Origin of the sequence: Actinomadura sp. NPDC048394 (genome assembly GCF_040651755.1) — a bacterium.
Classification (GTDB): domain Bacteria; phylum Actinomycetota; class Actinomycetes; order Streptosporangiales; family Streptosporangiaceae; genus Spirillospora; species Spirillospora montaniterrae.
The window spans coordinates 85,491-101,731 of sequence record NZ_JBEZJL010000016.1 but is presented as its reverse complement, the minus strand read 5'-3'; the positions used below and the strand labels follow the sequence as shown (position 1 = coordinate 101,731).

Genomic DNA, 16,241 nt, shown 5'->3' with positions numbered 1-16,241 from the left:
GCCGGGGAGACTCCGGGGGTGGCCGCATGGCCTGGCCGTCTCGCCCAGGCCACCACCGCCCTCGCCGTGATCGTCGTGGCCGGCGTCGCCGCGACCATCTCCTATGCGCACATCCTTGAACTCGCCCGCTCCCACGGCGAGGACGGCCTGACGGCACGGCTGGTCCCCGTCACCGTGGACGGCCTGATCTGGGCCGCGTCGATGGTCGTCCTGGACGCCGGGCGCCGCAGCCGTCCGGTACCGGCGCTGGCCAGTTGGAGCCTGGCAGCGGGCATTATCGCGACGATAGGCGCCAACGTGGCGCACGGCGCCGCCCACGGCGTCATCGGCGCCCTGGTCAGCGCCTGGCCCGCTCTCGCCCTCATCGGCTCCTTCGAGTTGCTGATGACCCTCGTCCGCAACGCGATGCAGCCCCGGACCGGTGCTGAGCCTCACCAGTGCACCACTCTGGTGCGGCCGGACTCCGCGTGCGCCGAGCTGGAGCAGACCGTGGAGCAGGCGGTGCTGGCCGAGTACCGCGCGAGCCTCAACGGGCCCGGCCGCCCGCTGTCGCAGCGGTACCTGGCCGACAAACACGGCCTCGACCGCCGCAAGGTCAAGCAGATCATCAGCGCCGAGGGCCAGCCGCACTCCAACTGACCTTGACCTCTGACTGACCTTGCCGTCCGGCAGGCCTCAGGCCCGCTGCTTGTCGTGCTGCCATCGAGTCATGGGCGGTGAGCCCTTTGAGCGCTTTCCTCAATGCTCTGGGTGGAGTGGAGTTCCTGGTCGTAGACGGGGCCGTAGAGGGCTCGGCCGAGGTCGTTGTAGGTGTCGGCGACGTCCAGGCCGACGGCGTGGCGACCGCACCACTCGACGGTGTGGCAGTCAGCGCAGGCGTCCGATGCGGCAGGGCGGGCGGTGGCGGCCTCGCGCAGGGCGGTGATGAGCGCGGCGTCCCGATCCAGGACGGGGCCGGTCGCGGCAGCCACTCGGTAGGCGGCCGCGATCAGCTTCTGGGTGACCGCGTAGCGGTCCCAGGGATTCGCGTCCAGTTCAGCGGTGATGTCGATGAGGCCGCACAACTCCTGGATCAGCCAGGCCGCTGCGGGCTCGGCGGGTACGGCATGCGCATTGCGGTTCACGGATCGGTCCTTTCGGTACGGGCGGTCGACACGCCCCGGGCATCGGTGATCTTCTGCGGAGAAGAGATGAGCGACCTCGAAGAGCGCACCCCCGGCGAGACTTTGGCAGTTGTCCGCTGGACAGTGCGGGACGTGGCCCGGAACCCGCGTGCCACGCCCTTCGGTCGCCTCCGGACCTCGCCGGTCCCGGTCCGCACAGCGTTGGCTCGCGCTGTTCCCGTGGCGATCGGCCGGGCGTCTCAGTGGTGGCGAGGTCGTACGGCCGGAACGGCGGTTGCGCGCGGCAGGACCATGGTCCGGCTCACCCCTGGGCATCTGAGATGAGCCGGGCCTGAAGCCGAGCGTGGAAGGACGTATTGCCGGCAAGGTGCCCGCCTTCAGGCGTGATCCGAAGTGCGCGGACCGGTCTGCTCGCTGCGTGGTCCACCTGGCCCGCCCGCTCACGTCGGGCAGGCCAGGCAACCTCGTACGAACCGGGAGAGTCCGGGTTGGCTGCGGAGGGAGTGATTGGCGGCGCCGGTGGCGTCAGAACTCACGCGCGGCCATCGTCCTCGTCCTCCTCTTCGACCTTGTTTGACGTCCTGCCGCCGTCACGAGGCACCATCACGGTGCCGTCGGGCACCCGCTTCGCGTCGGGGCCGGTCGGGCGGTTCCGTAACGGCTGGCGGATCAGTGCGAGCGCCTGCTGCCGGGCCCGCTTCTCGGACTGCTCTCGCATCCGGACCAGGAGGGGCCGGATCTCACGGAGCCAGTAGTCGAGTTGCTCGGGTGTCATCGGTGTGAACGGTTCCTTCGCAATCACGTCCAGCCCTCCTCTCGGTCGGTATCCCTGGATCGGGGAGCTGAAGAATCCCCCTGGCGACGCAGAGGCCCGCGATGCGCAGCACGGCTCAATACCCGTCGGCGCGGTCAGAACATCTCCCGGAAGGCGGTGCGCGAGGCACCGGGTTCGGGAGGAGGAGGGGGCGGGTCGGTCCGGCGCCATTCGCAGTGCCAGCGGCGGCTGGCACCGCCGGGCACGTTGTGTCGGATGGCCAGGCCCTTGCGTTCGAGGTCGGTGAGGGCCTTTCCGGCCGTCGAGTCACCGATACCGGCCGCTGCGGCGACTTGCGCGACGGTCCGCATCTCGACGGTGCACAACGCATTGAAGGCTGCCCACTGAGCCCTGGTGAGGAGCGCCTCGGGTGGCACGGTCGGGGAAGGCGACTGGTCGGGGTCGGGGTTCATGAGGCGGCGAATCACTTGGTTGAAGGGTTCGCCTCTGTACCTTCGATGTGCTTGGAGGAAGGCCTCGACTTCATCGTCGATGCGGATGACTTGGAACATTGGTACTCCTTCACAGGTCGACTCGCTCCCGTCGATCGCCGCTGGCGCGACGGGATGGGCGGCCCGGTTCATGGCGGGCCCACCTCGGTTCTGATCCCTTCCGTTGTGTTCTGGGCCTTGGCTACTGCCGCACCGAACCCGACCCGGATCCGGTGGCGGGGCGGTATCACCGCTCGTCTCATGGCCAGCGGTCAAGTCGGCGCCGTGCGCGCGTTGGAGGGGAGACCCGCCCCTGCCTTCGGCCGGGCTATTCGCCGTGTGCGGTCCGCGCCGGTGTCTGCGGGCCGGTTGGAGGGGCGAACGTCTCGTCTGCACCGGCGCCTTCGTTCTGGTCGGGATGCTGAAGAGGTGCGGTCCGCCTGGCCCCGGCGCCCCGCCCGGTCCGATCCATTCGGAACGGACCGGGCGGCGCCGGGTCAGGCGTTGCGGAGGGCGTGGATGGCGGCGGCGCCGATGGTGTCGGCGGTTTGGGCGGGGTCGGTCAGGGTGATGGGGTGGGCGCCGTTCAGGACGGTGGCGTGCCGGTGGGGTGCCAGCCACAGCACCGCGCACCCCGATGCGGTGAGGCGGTCGAGACGTTGTTGCCCGAGGGTGGGGTGGGGGTCTTTGAACCGGCCGTCGGAGACGATCACGAGGAGGCGGGCGGCGCCGGGGCGGGTGAGGTCGAGGGCGGCGTCGAGGGCGTCGACGGCGGTGGTGAAGTCCTCGGTCGGGTCGTTGGCGGCGAACACGGGGACCTGGGCGGGTGTTTGTCCGGGGCGGGTGAGGGGTCGCACCCGGGCGCCGAAGATGACCGAGGCGGAGACGGCGTTGGAGAGGTGTCCGGCGGCGCGGGCGATGATCCACGCGGCCGAGGCGACGGGCCGGGCGAACTCGTTCATGGATCCGGAGACGTCGCAGGCGATGCCGATGCGCAGCGGCGGCGCGGGCACGTGGCGGCGGACGGTTTGGGTGAACGGTTCGGCGGTGGGGGTGGTCCCGGCGGCGCGCTGGGCGTCGGCGGCCAGGGCGCCGCGCATGCTGAGGCGTCCGGGCGGGGTGGCCGAGGTGGTGCGGGTGGTGACGCGGTCGCGGTGCGCGGCGGCGCGCAACTGCCGCGCGAGGCGCCGGGCGGCGGCCTGCTCGGCCGGTTCTGGGGCGCGGGTGCCGGTGATCGCGGTGAAACCCCGCCGGGTGGTGGGGCTGGTGCCGGGCGCGAACACCCGCCGCGCCGCCCGCTGCGCCTGGTCGCGTGCCTGCTTCTCTTGCCGGCGTTCTTCTCGCTGGGAGGTCGGGCCTCCGGGTGTGCCGGGTGCGGTGGCGGGAGTGTCGGGTGAGGCGTGGACGGCGACCAGGGTCTCGCCGACCGCCTTGACGAGAGGTGAGGGGTCGCCGGAGGCGCCGGGTGTGCCGGTCGGCGGGACGGGTGCGGGGTGGTCGGGGCGGGCGCCGATGATCCGGCACCAGCGCCGCCCGAGTTCGAGCATCGCCTCGCCGTCGGTGTCTTCGGTGGTGTGGGCGATGTGCCACAGCGCCGCCAGCGCGCTCAACCGGGATTCGCCGAGGACCCCGACCACGACCTCGCGCAGCGGTGCGGTTTCGGCGGGGGTGAGGATTCCGGCGGTGGTGCGGGCCAGCAGCAGCGCGGCGGCGCGTCCGGCGTTCCACGGCGTCATCGCCGCGCCGGGTGTGGTGACCGCCGCACCCGCCCCGCCGCCGGACGCGCCACCACCGGGCACGCTGGCACCGGCGCTGCTGCCGGGCGCGGTCGGCGGTGTGGCGGGCGCGCCGGGGGTGCCGGGCGGGGCGGTGGTGGGGGCGCTGGTCGGACCTGTCGCGGTGGTGGGCGTGAAGAAGTCGGCGAGGATGAGGCTGCTGGCGGCGGCACGCAGCCAGGGCCGGTCGGCGGGGCGGCGCCGCACCTGCGCCGCCTCGATCCGCGACTCCTCCAAGGCGAGGGCCGCGTCCATGGCGGCGGCGGGCGCGCCGGTGGGCGGTGACCAGCGGGTGTGGGTGGCGTGCGCGGCCTCGTGGACCAGCACGCCCCACAGGATCGGGTAGCGGTGCCTGTCGGCGGGGCGGGTGGGGTCGCAGGTGTCGGGCCGGTGGCCGAGGTGGGTGCCGTCGAGTTCGATGGTGGCCAGCGCGGGCACGAAACATCCCGGCGCGCCCTGCCCCAGACCGGGCGCGCACCGCACGGTGAGGTCCTGGCGGTCGGTGAGGTCGGCGGCGGCGTCGGTGAACGCCGCCGACAGCGGCAGCCACGCCCCGCCCAATGCGGCGCCCATTGCGGGCGCGGTGCGGGTGGCGGGCGTGGCGGGGCCGGTCGGTGCGGTTGTGACGATGTGCGCGGTCATGGTTCCCCCGATGGGTGGTGGGTGCCGGGCGGGTGCGCCGGGCGCCGGTGTGTGAGGGCGTGGTGGGTCAGAGCTGTCGGCCGAGGGCCAGCGGGGTGACGGTGTGTCCGTAGACCGAGCTGATGACTTCGGCGACGGCGTCACGGTCTTCTTCGGGGGCGATGCCGAGAAGGTTGGCGATGGCCGCACCGGACCCGAGGACCTTGGTCACCTTCTGGAAGGCGATCAGCTCGCGCAGCTGCGGCGCCCACCCGATCTCGCCGGAGGCCTGACGGCGGGCGAGGTTGCGGGCGATGCGGATCGCGCGCGGGTCGATCTTCAGTGTGGTGGCGAGGTCATAGTCGGTGGACACCTGGATCTGCGCGGCGAACCTTGAGGCGAGGGCCTCGGTCAGGACGGCGCCGTGCACACCGGGGTTGTGACCGGCGACGACATAGAACCCCTCGGCGGCAGTGATCGTCTCGCCCCGGTGGGCCTTCACGGTGATCTGACGGCGACCGTCCATCGCCGGATACACCACCGCCAGCACCTTCGGCGAGATCAGCGTCGCGTCATCGATGAACAGGCACCGGCCCTCGGTCATCGCCGTCACCAGCGGCCCGTAGACGAACTCATAGCCGCCACCCGGCGCCTGGGTGTACTCGCCGACGAAATCGGCGACGGCGGTGTCACCGTCCCCGGCGACCGTGATCAGGTCCGGGAACGCCGCCTCGACCAGCGACGTCTTCCCGGTGCCGGGCGGCCCGTACAGCAGCGCCGCGATCGACGCCTCCCGCAACCGTCGCAGTGCCGCAACGTCCGGCAGATCCGCCAGCGCGCGCGGGTGGTAGGCCTGACCATTCGGCCGCACCACCGGCCCACCCGCGCCCTTCCCCGCCGCCTTCCCGGCACCCGCCGCCCCCGCGCCCACCGGTCCGGTGGCGGGCGCGGGAGCCGGGGTGGTGGTGCCGGTGGGCGGGGCGGCGGGCGCTGGCGCGTTGCGGCGCGCGGCCCGGGCGGCGCCCGCCCCACCGCCCTTGGTGGCGTCGAGGGTGGTGGCGGTGGCGCGGTAGCGTCGCGGGCGGCCCGACACCTGTTCGGCCTGCCCTCGGTCGGTCAGGGTGGCCAGGGCGTTGGCGACCGCGCCCGCCGACCGGCCGAGCTCTTTCGCGATCTCACCTGGGCTGAACAGGTTCCCCGGACGGTCGGCCAGCACGGTCGCGATCCGGCGCCGCAGCTCACCCTGCCCCAGGCGCCGCCCCGGCACCGGGACGGCGGGCGCAGGCACGGCGGTGGCGGGTGCGGCACCGGGGGTCGGTGCGGGGCCGGGGGTCGGTGCGGGGCCGGTGGGCGGCGCGCCCGTGCCGGTCGCGGTGGTGGGAGCGGTGGTCATCACGTGCCTCCAGGCGGTGGTGTCGGTGGTCGGCGGTGCCGGGGGCGGGCGGTAGGGTGCCCGCCCCCGATGGCGGTCGGTGTGGTCCGGGCGCGCGGTCAGTGCGCGGCGGGCACGGTGGCGTTGGCGGCGCGCGCGATGGCGCGGTGGGTGGTGGTGAATCGGCGGGGGCGTTCGCACACCAGCTCGGCGTCACCGGACTCGGCGAGCCGGTCCAGGGCGTTGGACACCGCGCCCGCCGAATGACCGATCACCTTCGCCACCTCATGCGGGGTGAACGCCGCGCCCGGGTGCGCGGTCAGGTGCGCGGCGACCTTCGCGCGCATCGCCCCCGGCTGCGACCGCACCCGGCCCGACACCGTCCGCACCGGGCCCCGCGCCGCCGCACGCACCAACCGCCGCACCGACCCCGACCCGCTGTAGGCGCCCTCAGCCGCCGCCAACGCCGCCTCGCCGTCCCCGGCTTCCAACGCCGCCAGCGCCGCCGCGACCCCGTCCCGCAACGCCGTCAGCGCGTCCCGCGCCTCGGCCACCGCCGCCGGATCCAACCCCGCCTCCCCCTCACCGTCCGCGTCCCCGGTGCCGATGGCGTCCGTGGCCGTAGTGTCCGCCTCCTCGGCGTCGGTGCCGTCGGCACCGGTCACCGGGCCAGGCAGGGCTTCCTCCGGCCCGGCGGCGGGCGCGTCCGGCGCGGGGCCGGTCGGCGCCGTACCGGCCTCACCGGCGCCCGTGGTCGCGGTCACGGTGCCGCCGGTCGTCGCCTCACCGGTAGCGGTGTCGGGGGCGGCGGTAGCGGTGTCGGTGGTGGCGTGCCAGGTGTCGGGCAGGCGCTTTCCCCCGTCCCGCCCGCCGGACGTCCGGACCGCACGCCCGTCACCCTCCAGCGCGGTCAGCGTTCGGGACACCGTCGCACGGCTGACACCCGCCGCCGCCGCGATCCCCGCTACCGTCGCACCCGGGTTGCCCGTCAGCGCGTCCCACACCGCGCCAGCCGCCCCTGCCGGACGCGCCCCGCCCGACACACCGGCGGCACCGCCAACGTGCCCCTCCGCGTCAATGACGCCGTTCCCGTCCGCACCAGTAACGGCGGCGATAGCGGCGGTGTTCTTCGTGGCCATTTCGACTCCCATTCCATTCGTTCCGGCGACCGCGATTCGGCGCCATTCCCGTTCACCGGGACTACGACCATTTCTCGACACCGCAACGATAGGCAAGCACCTGCGGCCACATTTTTAATCACCTCAACGGCTGAACGATGTCACCATTCAAACCCGCACGCCCCTAAACCCAAGCAAACGCAAACACCGATTCCATACACCGAAACCGCGCACGCCACCGAACACGCACCCACCCCCGACGCCTTTCACCGAATACGGCTCATCAAAGGCGCCAAAACGGCACCGCGCCCCGGCGGACGCCTCACCTCGTACGACTCGCGCGTCCGGCACGGCCTGCCGGTCACCGGGCGTGCCGCGACGGGCGACCGCTGGCACCTGACGGCGCCGGCGGTCATGGTTAGGGGATTGGGGGGAGGCAGGGGGCACAGCAGGAAACGACCGACAAGGAGGCCCACATCAAAGCCATCGACCACACACGCGGGCTATTACCAGGAGTCGTCCTGGTGACGAGTCGGGCACACGAACAGAAGATGCAACAGCGCGCCGACCTGCACTAACAGGGCCACCAGGGGCTTCTGGTCATAAACAGAACCCCGAAAAGAAGACCGAAAAGAAGACCGAACAGAACCCCGATAAGACGCAACGAGCGCTGCCCGCCACCTAATGCGGGCACAAGCAAAGAAATTGCCGCAAACAGGGACAGGCTCCGCCCGCACCCCGGTGATGCACCAGAGGCAGGACGGAGCCTCGACCTCAAGGGGAGCTGGGTTCTACCCTGTCCCCTGAGGGGCCAGCCTGCTAGTCCCAGGCTGGGCCCTCTTCCCTCATGACGCCAGCGGCGTCTCCTCCGCCGGTGCTGTCGCCGTCCTGCTGCGCAGGTCGACGTCGGCCCAGACCGTGTGACCGGCGTCCGGGCTGCCGTGGATTCCGACCGACAGCGCGAGCTTGGACACCATGAGCAGCCCGCGTCCGTTCACCCGCGGCTCGCACCCAGGCTGCTCGGAGCGGATCGTCGGAATGCACCCGCCGCCCAGGTCGGTCACCGCGATGTAGGCGACGTCCTGCAGCGTGACCTCGAGCCCGAACCAACCTCCCTGGTAGCCCGACCGAGTGTGCAGAACGGCGTTGCTCGCCAACTCGGCCACCACCATCGCCACCTCCTCTTCCCGGCTGGTTCCGGCGAACAGCGACGCCGCCAGCTGCCGGGCCATGGTCACCTGGTCTGCGCGGCCCGGGAAAACCCGACGCCACCGCATCGGTTCCGATCCCCAGAGCCATTCGCTCGCGGAGCACAGGCTCCAGCCTTTCGGTGCCATTTCCATCCCCCTCTTCTTTCGGATGTTGTCCGCCCGGCCCGTCTGGCCACAGGGCAGCCCAGGCGGAAACGTATTAGTGCTCGTCTCGCTACTGTCCGTCAAGTCGAGCGCCGCTTGGTATCGGGTCTCAGCGCCAGCGCGGAGACGGAGGTGGAAAACGCGACCATTCGCGCTCGGGCACGACAGATCACCCTGGGAGGCGAAGAGGAGACCGGCGGCAGGCGGAGATCAGGCGGGCAGCAGCGCCCAGACGGCCTTGCCGCCGTCCGGGAGCGAGCGCACACCCCAGTCGGATGCGAGTGCTGCGACGATCGAAAGACCGCGCCCTGAATCGACCGCATAGTTTGGCGGACGCAGGACGGGGCGTCCCGCGCCCTGGTCCGTCACTTCGACCTTCGGCAAGCGGCTGTGCTCGTCTTGTAGAACACGCACCACGATCGCGCCGACACCATGCAGAAGCGCGTTGGTGACCAGCTCCGAGACCACGAGTTGGCCGTCGAAGTCGTCCAGGCCCCACTGGGCAAAACGCGTGGACACGAATTGGCGGGCGGTCTCGGGAGCATGTGGGGTCGGGTCCAGGACGAGCGCATCCCGGGTTTCGCTGAGCATGATCACGGCCTTCATCAGGATCCGGAGTTGGGAGGAGCACGCAGGGCTCGGCTGCTGTGGACCGGGCGGCGGTACCTGGCTCGAGCAGCACGGGTCTCGCCTCGGGCTCAAGACATGGCGGCCGGCGCGGAGAGGCCGATGTCGACCATCGCATCGGCCCCACGTCCTGCTTGTGGTTCGGGCACCGCGACCAGCTCCCTGCACTGGTGACGATTAGGTCACTGTTAGTGAAGCCGTGGCGGAGGGTGCGGCTCTAGCCGACAATGTTCGACAGCTTGCGACATCTCCACGTTCGCGGGACGGCTGGTAGGCGGCGAGGTGCACGCTCATGGCTTATGAGACGACTCCACGAGTGCGTGCCCGGATGCGCCGCGAGCGCCGCGCACTGGGCTGGGATATCCCGCGCATGGCGGAAGAACTCCGAAACGCTGCCGACTACCCGCACAAGATGCCGAGCGTCCGAAGCCTTCGCCGCTACATCGAGCGGTGGGAGGAAGGCGATGTCGTCCGGATCACCGAGCGCTACCGCATCCTGTACGCCAGGGCACTGAACATGGACGAGGACGAGCTCTTCCAGGACGGCCCCGAGGAGCCGGCCAACCGCAAGCCCAGTGCGGGCGACGTGGAGGCGATCCGCGGCATGCTCACCGCGCTCATGACCTCCGACCGGCAGTTCGGCGGCGCCCGGATCCGCCGCCAGGCCGCCGACTACCTGACCGATGTCATCGAGCCCCGGTTGCGCGGGCACGCACCCGATTCGCTACGCCGCCGGCTGTTCGCCGTCTCCACCGAGTTCGCCATGCGCGTCTCGGCGATGAACCTCGACACCGATCGGCTGGACGCGTCCCTGATGCTGCTCGGTCGAGCCGCGAGCATGGCCAACGAGTCCGGTGACGCGTCGTTGACGGCCTGGGTGCTGGCGCGCCGAGGCGAGCACGAGATGCATAGGGCCGCGCTCGCCACGAGGCCCGTGCAGCGGGCCGACCATGTGCAACAGGCCCTGGCCTACACCGATGGCGCGGTCGGCGTCGCCCGGACCACGCCCCCGCTCGGGCGGGCGTTCCTGACGACCAAGTCCGCCCTCGCGTCGTCGCTGACCGGAGACCGGGCGCGTACCCAACGAATTCTCGGCAGCGTCTGGGACGCCTACCAACAGGCTGGTACCGCTGAGGAACCCAGCTGGATGGGCGCCTATGGCTGGGGACACCTTCGGCACGAAGAGGCTCGCTGCTATGTGAACCTCGGCATGGGGCGAGACGCCGCCCGCTCAGCCGAGGAAAGCCTGACGGTACGCACGGACCCGCGTCCACGCGCCTTCAGCCTCGGCATCCTCTCGATCGCCCACGCCCAGACACTGGACGTCGAACAGGCCTGCGTCCGCGGCCACGAGATGCTCGCGCTCGCCGCACAGATCTCCTCGCGCCGCATCTGCGTCCGGGTCACCGAGATGCTCGCCGCGCTCGCCGTCCACCAAGACCACCCGGCCGTCGCCGAACTGCAAGAAGCCGCGCAGCCGGTGCTGGCCGATTGCGCTCGTTAAGACCGGGAAAAGCAAGCCCATGCGGGCACTACCCGATGACGTCGCCGAGGCGGTTGACGCGGTCGCCGACCAGTGCCGCGTCCCAGTGGACGATGCGCGCCTGGTCCATCAGCACAGCAACACCGCCGTGGCATTGCCGACGGCGCACCTGCTCATCCGGATCTCGGGTAACCCGGACGCGCTCAACCGCATCAAGAAGTCCGTCGAAGTGACGCGATGGCTCTCGACCGACGGCTTCCGCTGCACCGAACCTGCCGACATGGAACCGTTCAGTGTGAAGGGCCATGCCGTCTCAGTGTGGCGGCTCCTCGAGACCGTCAGCGAGCCACCCGGTACCGGCCCCGAACTCGGTGGGCTACTGCGCGACCTCCACAACCGTCCAGACCCGCCGATGGAACTCCCGCGACTCATTGATCCGCTCGCGAGCGTCGCCTCGGCCGTTGATGGACATCCGAGCGCGATGACAGACCGAGATCGGTCGTGGCTGCTCACCCGTATCGGCGAGTTGCGCGCAGCCTGGACTGCGCTGCCGACCGCCCTGGAGCCCGGCTTGATTCACGGAGATGCCCATTCCAACAACCTCATCCGTGTACTCGACGGTGACGTCGTCCTGAGCGACTGGGACCATGTCGCCCATGGTCCTCGCGAATGGGATCTCATCCAGCCCTACTACATGCGTCGCCGATTCGGTCGGCACAGCGCGAGAGAACTAAGGGACTTCGCCGACGCCTACGGCTGGGACGTCAGCACTTGGTCCGGCTCCGAGACGCTCATACACGTCCGTGAGATCAGCGGACTGAGCCCCTACCTTCGCAAGGCCACGGACCAGGACTGGGCCTGGAGAGAAGTTGCCCACCGGCTCGCCACCCTGCAAAGCGGTGACTCCAGAGCCCTATGGAATACACCGGCAGGTCGCTCCGCATGAAGTAACGGGCTCGTTCCGCTGACACCCGCCCCGGCGAGCTCTGATCATCCGTCGCTCACAATGGCCTGCGTGTTCGCCGAACTGGCGCGGAGGGCACGGAAGGCCCGGGGAAGCCGAGAATCTGGACGGCACGCGCCAGTTCGGCCAGCCGGTTCGGCTTGGGCGATGGCTCCCTATACGCCAGTACCCGGCGCCGGGCTCGACGATCTCGTGTAGCCGGTCGCGCTGCGGACAGGGTGGTCGACGAGGACACCGCCCGACCCGTGAGCGCCAATCTCGCCGCGCTCCTAGGTCGCGACCCGAACTGGTCGCCGCCGGCCTGAGGTGACGGTCACGCCGCCGGCTGGCCGGGCACAGGCCAGGGCCGCTGCTGATCCTTTACCGAGGAATCCTGCGGGTGGTGAACGCCCAGGTAGGCGACCTTTTAAGCACGGACGCGACTTTACCGACGGCACGTAAGCACGAGCCACTCGGCCGTGTCCGTGCAGGTCAGAGCGATTCTAAGCAGATCGTGAGCACTTCGTGAGCAGCCCGTGCTGCTCACGAAGTGCTCATGAAGTGCATGTGCCTCATCAGACACCTGACGCCATCGAATCGTCACGACCTTCGGGGGCGTCATGACCAACCACAAGAACCAGGACCAGCACCTCGCCGGTACGGCCGCAGACACCAACACCGGCCGCGCGCTGAACGTCGCCGAGCGTTCCTTCCAGCTCCTGACCACGGACCCGCATCCGCTGGCCATGGACGGACGTGCCATCGGACACGGCCTGCCCGCCCGGTCTGTGGACTTGGGCGAGCTGCGGACGCTGCTGCTGGCCGAGACCGCATCCGACGCGCTGAAGGATGCAGCCTGGCGCGCTCTCGTCATCCGTGCGCGCATGGGCGACCCGGCGTGGGTCGTCGGATGCGTCGGAGTCGCGATGCCGGGCTTGAAGGCCACGGCCGCCCAGGTCATCCGCACCAGCCCGCACGGGCTCATCGACGACATCGTGTCGGAGATGCTCACCGAGTTCGTCGCGCAGCTCGCCCGCATCAACCTCCACAATCCGTACATCGCCGCACGGTTGATGCGGTGGGCGCGCAAGGGCGCCTTCCGTGCGCGTTGCCGCGCGACCCGCGAGCTGCCCATCGATCCCTGCGACTTGGGCGAACACAGGCCCGCAGCGGACGCCGACCTGGCCGTCCTCGTACGGGACGCAGCGCACCAGGACATCATCAGCTCGCAGGAAGCGGAACTGATCATCGCTACGCGGCTGGACGGCCGGTCCGTTCAGGACATCGCGCAGGCCTGGGCCGTGGCCGCGTGGCGGTTGTACACAGGCCGGCGGGCCGCCGAAGCCAAGCTCGCCGCCGCGATCCGCGACGGCCGCATCTCCGCGGAGGGCATCTTCCCCGGTTCGGAAATGTGACCTCTCGGATAGCCACGAAGATCGCTTCACATCAACGGCATATAGGGCGATATTGCCATGCAAGTCGATGCGGCTGGACTCAGATGTACGGGGATTTACCCTCATGACGGCGTGACATGAAGGAAAGTGCCGTCCCGTACGCCTACGATCGCTCGACGTCGCAATCACGATCCCGCCCCGGTAGCACGTGAGAGCGCACGTCAATGATCAGAAACGTGGAGGTGGAGACTTGCCTGGGATCGGTCGGCGTCCGGTACCTTTCGTCTGCCTGCTCGGTGCGGCGGGCATCGTCTTGGCATTGTCGGGTTGCAGCGGCAGGCAACAGGCTGTGGCCCTGCCATCGCCGACCGATTCCAGGACGTCTCTGGGCTCCTCATCAGCGGCCGACGCGAAGGCAGCCGAACTGGCTTACCGGAGCTTCGTCGGGATGCTGGACCGGGCGGACTCTCTGCCCGCCGATTCCCGGAGGCAGCAACTCGCCGCCGTCATGGCCGAACCTCAACTCTCGCGAGTGCTGAAACGCATCGCCGTGATGAAGAAGCAACATCTCACGACCTACGGCAATGTCATCGTGCATGTGACGAGCCTTCAACTCACCGCGAACGGCGCCACGATACTCGATTGCCAGGACACCCGAAATGCCGGTCTCTTCAATTCGGCCAAGCAGAAGAAGGTCAACCGGGGCGTCACAGAGGACAACACCAAAGCCCTGCTGATAAAGGGGCGTGATGGGAAGTGGCGGGTCAGCAAAAGTATCACGCTCGGGGAGGGGTGCTGACTTTGGAGACGCTGGTTCCCATATTCATGGGCGTCATCGCCTCCACTACCTCCCTCATGGCTCCGCCACCTCGTGATCCGATTCCGCCGACGACCAACATCTACAACTACAAGTTCGGGGCGGGCGACGACGGGAACCCGTCGGCCTCTTCGCCGGCGGCTCCGAAGTCCGCTGCTCATGCGGCCGAGGAACCGGACGAGATGGGAGCGCACGATTGCCGGACGTTGAGTGACGACGTCCAGGTCTGCGAGCCGGCACACAAAGGCGGTAAGGCGCGCAAGGTCTCGCCCGGCGAGCTGGCGCTGGAGAAGTGGGCGCGGATGCCGATTCCCGCGCCGGTGGTGCGGACGGCTCCACCACGCGGCTCGGACGGGCTGGTGGGTCTGCCGGAATGGTTCTGGGTGACCAACGGGAATACACGGAACGGACGTGTCGCAGCTCGCGGCGTCTGGGTGGAGGTGACCGCCCGCCTGCAGACCACGACCATCGATCCGGGCTACGGGCGGCCGGTCGTCCGATGCCCCGGCCCCGGCGCCGCGTATGACAAGTCGCGGCCAGCCGCGGCACAGCACACCAACTGCTCCTACACCTTCCAGGAGTCGTCTCTTCACGAACCCGGTCATGCGTATCGCGTGCGGGTGTCGGCGACGTGGGGCGGCACCTGGCGAGGTTCGGACGGATCAGGCGGCGCCTTGCCCCCGCTGACGCGTTCGACCATGTTTCGCCTGCGGGTGGCCGAGGCGCAGAGCCTGTACGGACGAGGAAGGTCATGAAATCGACCACGAGCACACTGCGCAGACCACTTCTGTCGAAGGGAGTCCGTGGCCGGGAGCCGGGAGCGCCGGGACGGTTGCCGCGGCTGCCGCGGCAACGCCGACCGTTGCGGATCGTGGCTGCGGCGGTCCTGGTGCTGATCGCTGTGATCGCGAACGTGCAGATGGTCCAGGCTTCCGGGAACCGCGTTCCCGTCGTGCTGCTGGCAGGCGATGTCCCGATGGGACACAAGCTCGCCCCAGCCGACCTTCGGGTGACGCGGGTGGCGGTCGATCCCGCCGTCGCGACCGTTCCGGGACGGCAACTCCGAGCCGTCGTCGGCCGCAGGACGGCGGTCGGCCTGCGAAAGGGATCACTTCTGGCCGCAGGGCAGCTGACGGAGCAGCCGAGCCCGCAGCGAGGCGAAGCACTGGTGACCGTCCCACTGAAGTCGAGCTCGACGCCGCCGGGGCTGACATCGGGCTGGAAAGTGCGGGTCGTGTTCACCTCCGGCAACCAGGATCAGTCGGACGCCGGCGCGCCGAGCCGCCAGAACGCTGGCCTGCGAGACGTGCCCGCGGTGGTCGACGAGGTCAACGGACCCGACGCGGAGGGTGCGATGACGGTGTCGCTGGTGGTGGCCGACTCGGACAGTTCGACCGTGGCCCGCGAAGCGGCGGCCGGGCTGGTGGTGCTCGTAGTGACGGAGAGGCCAGCTTGACATGGCGCTGTACTGCGTGATCTCGCCGGGTGGGTCGCCGGGGGCGACCACCACGGCGCTGGGCCTGGCTCTGACGTGGCCTGGCAGCGTCCTGCTGGCCGAATGCGATCCGGCGGGACGCCGTGTCCTGCCCGGATTCATGGCCAATCGGATGAACGAATCCGCCGGCCCTGGGCTGCTCGGGCTGGCGATGGCAGCCGACACCAGGGCGAACTCGCCTGTCCCGTTGGAGGAGTACGTCGTGCCGATCACGGACGACGACCGCGTCGAACTCCTGCACGGCTTGCGTGACCCACGGCACGGATCCCTGCTGAAGCACTTGTGGCACGGACTGGCCGCAGCGGCAGTGGCTCGAGACGGCGATGTGATCGCAGACCTGGGAAGGGTAGGCGGCAGCGACACACCGACCGAACTGCTGCGGGCCGCTCACGCGGTCGTCATGGTGCTGAAGCCCACGCTGCAGCAGGTCGACGCGGCCCGGCCCCGCCTGGAAGCGCTGGAGGAACTGCTCGGCGATCGAGCGCCCGTGGGATTGTGCCTGATCGCGGACGGTTCCTACGGTCCGGCGGAGGTGGAAAGGGTCCTCGGTGTACCGGTGCTGCGCGAACTGCCGTACGCGCCATCCGAAGCGCGGGTGCTGTCCGATGGCGCCCGCCGCCGCGTGACCTTCCGGACCTCGATGCTGATGCAATCACTCGGCAGTCTGGGCCGAAAGATCAAGTCGACCGCGGCCATGCGCTCGGACGCCGTCCCGGCGCTTGAGGGAGCCGCCCTGTGACCGCGCCCGGCTGGCCGTCCGCGAATCTACGGAGAGTCCGGGACGGCTCATCGGTCTCCGCAGGCAGTGCACCCCAGACGTGGACGACTGAGAGCGGGGCCGCCCTCTGGGCGGCGGTACGGCGTGTGTCGGC

16 protein-coding genes are annotated in these 16,241 nt (G+C 70.1%); 8 read left to right on the top strand and 8 right to left on the bottom strand.

Annotation, left to right across the window (positions count from 1 at the left end):
- Positions 1-18: 18 nt before the first annotated feature.
- Positions 19-639, top strand: a complete 621-nt coding sequence (locus AB0C78_RS13765) for a DUF2637 domain-containing protein (protein WP_360746625.1) — start codon at positions 19-21, stop codon at positions 637-639.
- A 68-nt stretch (positions 640-707) separates the two neighbouring features.
- Here the strand turns inward: AB0C78_RS13765 and AB0C78_RS13760 are convergent, their stop codons facing one another.
- The 8 genes from AB0C78_RS13760 to AB0C78_RS13725 all read right to left on the bottom strand — a co-directional run bounded on the left by AB0C78_RS13760 (position 708) and on the right by AB0C78_RS13725 (position 9,216).
- Positions 708-1,124: a hypothetical protein gene (locus tag AB0C78_RS13760; protein ID WP_360746622.1), complete on the bottom strand. Its 417-nt coding sequence runs from the start codon at positions 1,122-1,124 to the stop codon at positions 708-710.
- A 532-nt stretch (positions 1,125-1,656) separates the two neighbouring features.
- On the bottom strand, positions 1,657-1,926 hold the full coding sequence (locus tag AB0C78_RS13755) for a hypothetical protein (RefSeq protein WP_360746619.1): 270 nt from the start codon (positions 1,924-1,926) through the stop codon (positions 1,657-1,659).
- Positions 1,927-2,033: 107 nt separating this feature from the next.
- A complete protein-coding gene (locus AB0C78_RS13750; protein ID WP_360746616.1) occupies positions 2,034-2,450 on the bottom strand; it encodes a helix-turn-helix domain-containing protein in 417 nt (138 codons plus the stop codon).
- Between the two features lie 416 nt (positions 2,451-2,866).
- Positions 2,867-4,786 carry a VWA domain-containing protein gene (locus AB0C78_RS13745; RefSeq protein ID WP_360746613.1) on the bottom strand — a complete coding sequence of 640 codons (1,920 nt, stop codon included), beginning with the start codon at positions 4,784-4,786 and terminating at the stop codon, positions 2,867-2,869.
- Positions 4,787-4,853: 67 nt separating this feature from the next.
- Positions 4,854-6,158, bottom strand: a complete 1,305-nt coding sequence (locus AB0C78_RS13740) for an AAA family ATPase (RefSeq protein ID WP_360746610.1) — start codon at positions 6,156-6,158, stop codon at positions 4,854-4,856.
- Between the two features lie 98 nt (positions 6,159-6,256).
- Positions 6,257-7,063: a hypothetical protein gene (locus AB0C78_RS13735; protein ID WP_360746607.1), complete on the bottom strand. Its 807-nt coding sequence runs from the start codon at positions 7,061-7,063 to the stop codon at positions 6,257-6,259.
- 1,037 nt (positions 7,064-8,100) lie between these two features.
- A complete protein-coding gene (locus tag AB0C78_RS13730; RefSeq protein ID WP_360746758.1) occupies positions 8,101-8,532 on the bottom strand; it encodes an ATP-binding protein in 432 nt (143 codons plus the stop codon).
- 288 nt (positions 8,533-8,820) lie between these two features.
- A complete protein-coding gene (locus AB0C78_RS13725; protein ID WP_360746604.1) occupies positions 8,821-9,216 on the bottom strand; it encodes an ATP-binding protein in 396 nt (131 codons plus the stop codon).
- A gap of 313 nt (positions 9,217-9,529) precedes the next feature.
- Here AB0C78_RS13725 and AB0C78_RS13720 point away from each other — a divergent pair, with 313 nt between their 5' ends.
- The 7 genes from AB0C78_RS13720 to AB0C78_RS13690 all read left to right on the top strand — a co-directional run bounded on the left by AB0C78_RS13720 (position 9,530) and on the right by AB0C78_RS13690 (position 16,108).
- Complete coding sequence (locus AB0C78_RS13720) at positions 9,530-10,741, top strand: hypothetical protein (protein WP_360746601.1); 1,212 nt, start codon at positions 9,530-9,532, stop codon at positions 10,739-10,741.
- 19 nt (positions 10,742-10,760) lie between these two features.
- A complete protein-coding gene (locus AB0C78_RS13715) occupies positions 10,761-11,666 on the top strand; it encodes a phosphotransferase (RefSeq protein WP_360746598.1) in 906 nt (301 codons plus the stop codon).
- Between the two features lie 617 nt (positions 11,667-12,283).
- Complete coding sequence (locus AB0C78_RS13710; RefSeq protein WP_360746595.1) at positions 12,284-13,078, top strand: hypothetical protein; 795 nt, start codon at positions 12,284-12,286, stop codon at positions 13,076-13,078.
- A 229-nt stretch (positions 13,079-13,307) separates the two neighbouring features.
- On the top strand, positions 13,308-13,856 hold the full coding sequence (locus tag AB0C78_RS13705; RefSeq protein ID WP_360746592.1) for a hypothetical protein: 549 nt from the start codon (positions 13,308-13,310) through the stop codon (positions 13,854-13,856).
- On the top strand, positions 13,850-14,629 hold the full coding sequence (locus AB0C78_RS13700; protein WP_360746589.1) for a hypothetical protein: 780 nt from the start codon (positions 13,850-13,852) through the stop codon (positions 14,627-14,629). Before AB0C78_RS13705 ends, AB0C78_RS13700 begins: the two co-directional genes overlap by 7 nt.
- Positions 14,630-14,745: 116 nt before the next feature.
- Positions 14,746-15,330, top strand: a complete 585-nt coding sequence (locus AB0C78_RS13695) for an SAF domain-containing protein (protein WP_360746586.1) — start codon at positions 14,746-14,748, stop codon at positions 15,328-15,330.
- Between the two features lies 1 nt (position 15,331).
- On the top strand, positions 15,332-16,108 hold the full coding sequence (locus AB0C78_RS13690; RefSeq protein ID WP_360746583.1) for a hypothetical protein: 777 nt from the start codon (positions 15,332-15,334) through the stop codon (positions 16,106-16,108).
- Positions 16,109-16,241: the final 133 nt, after the last annotated feature.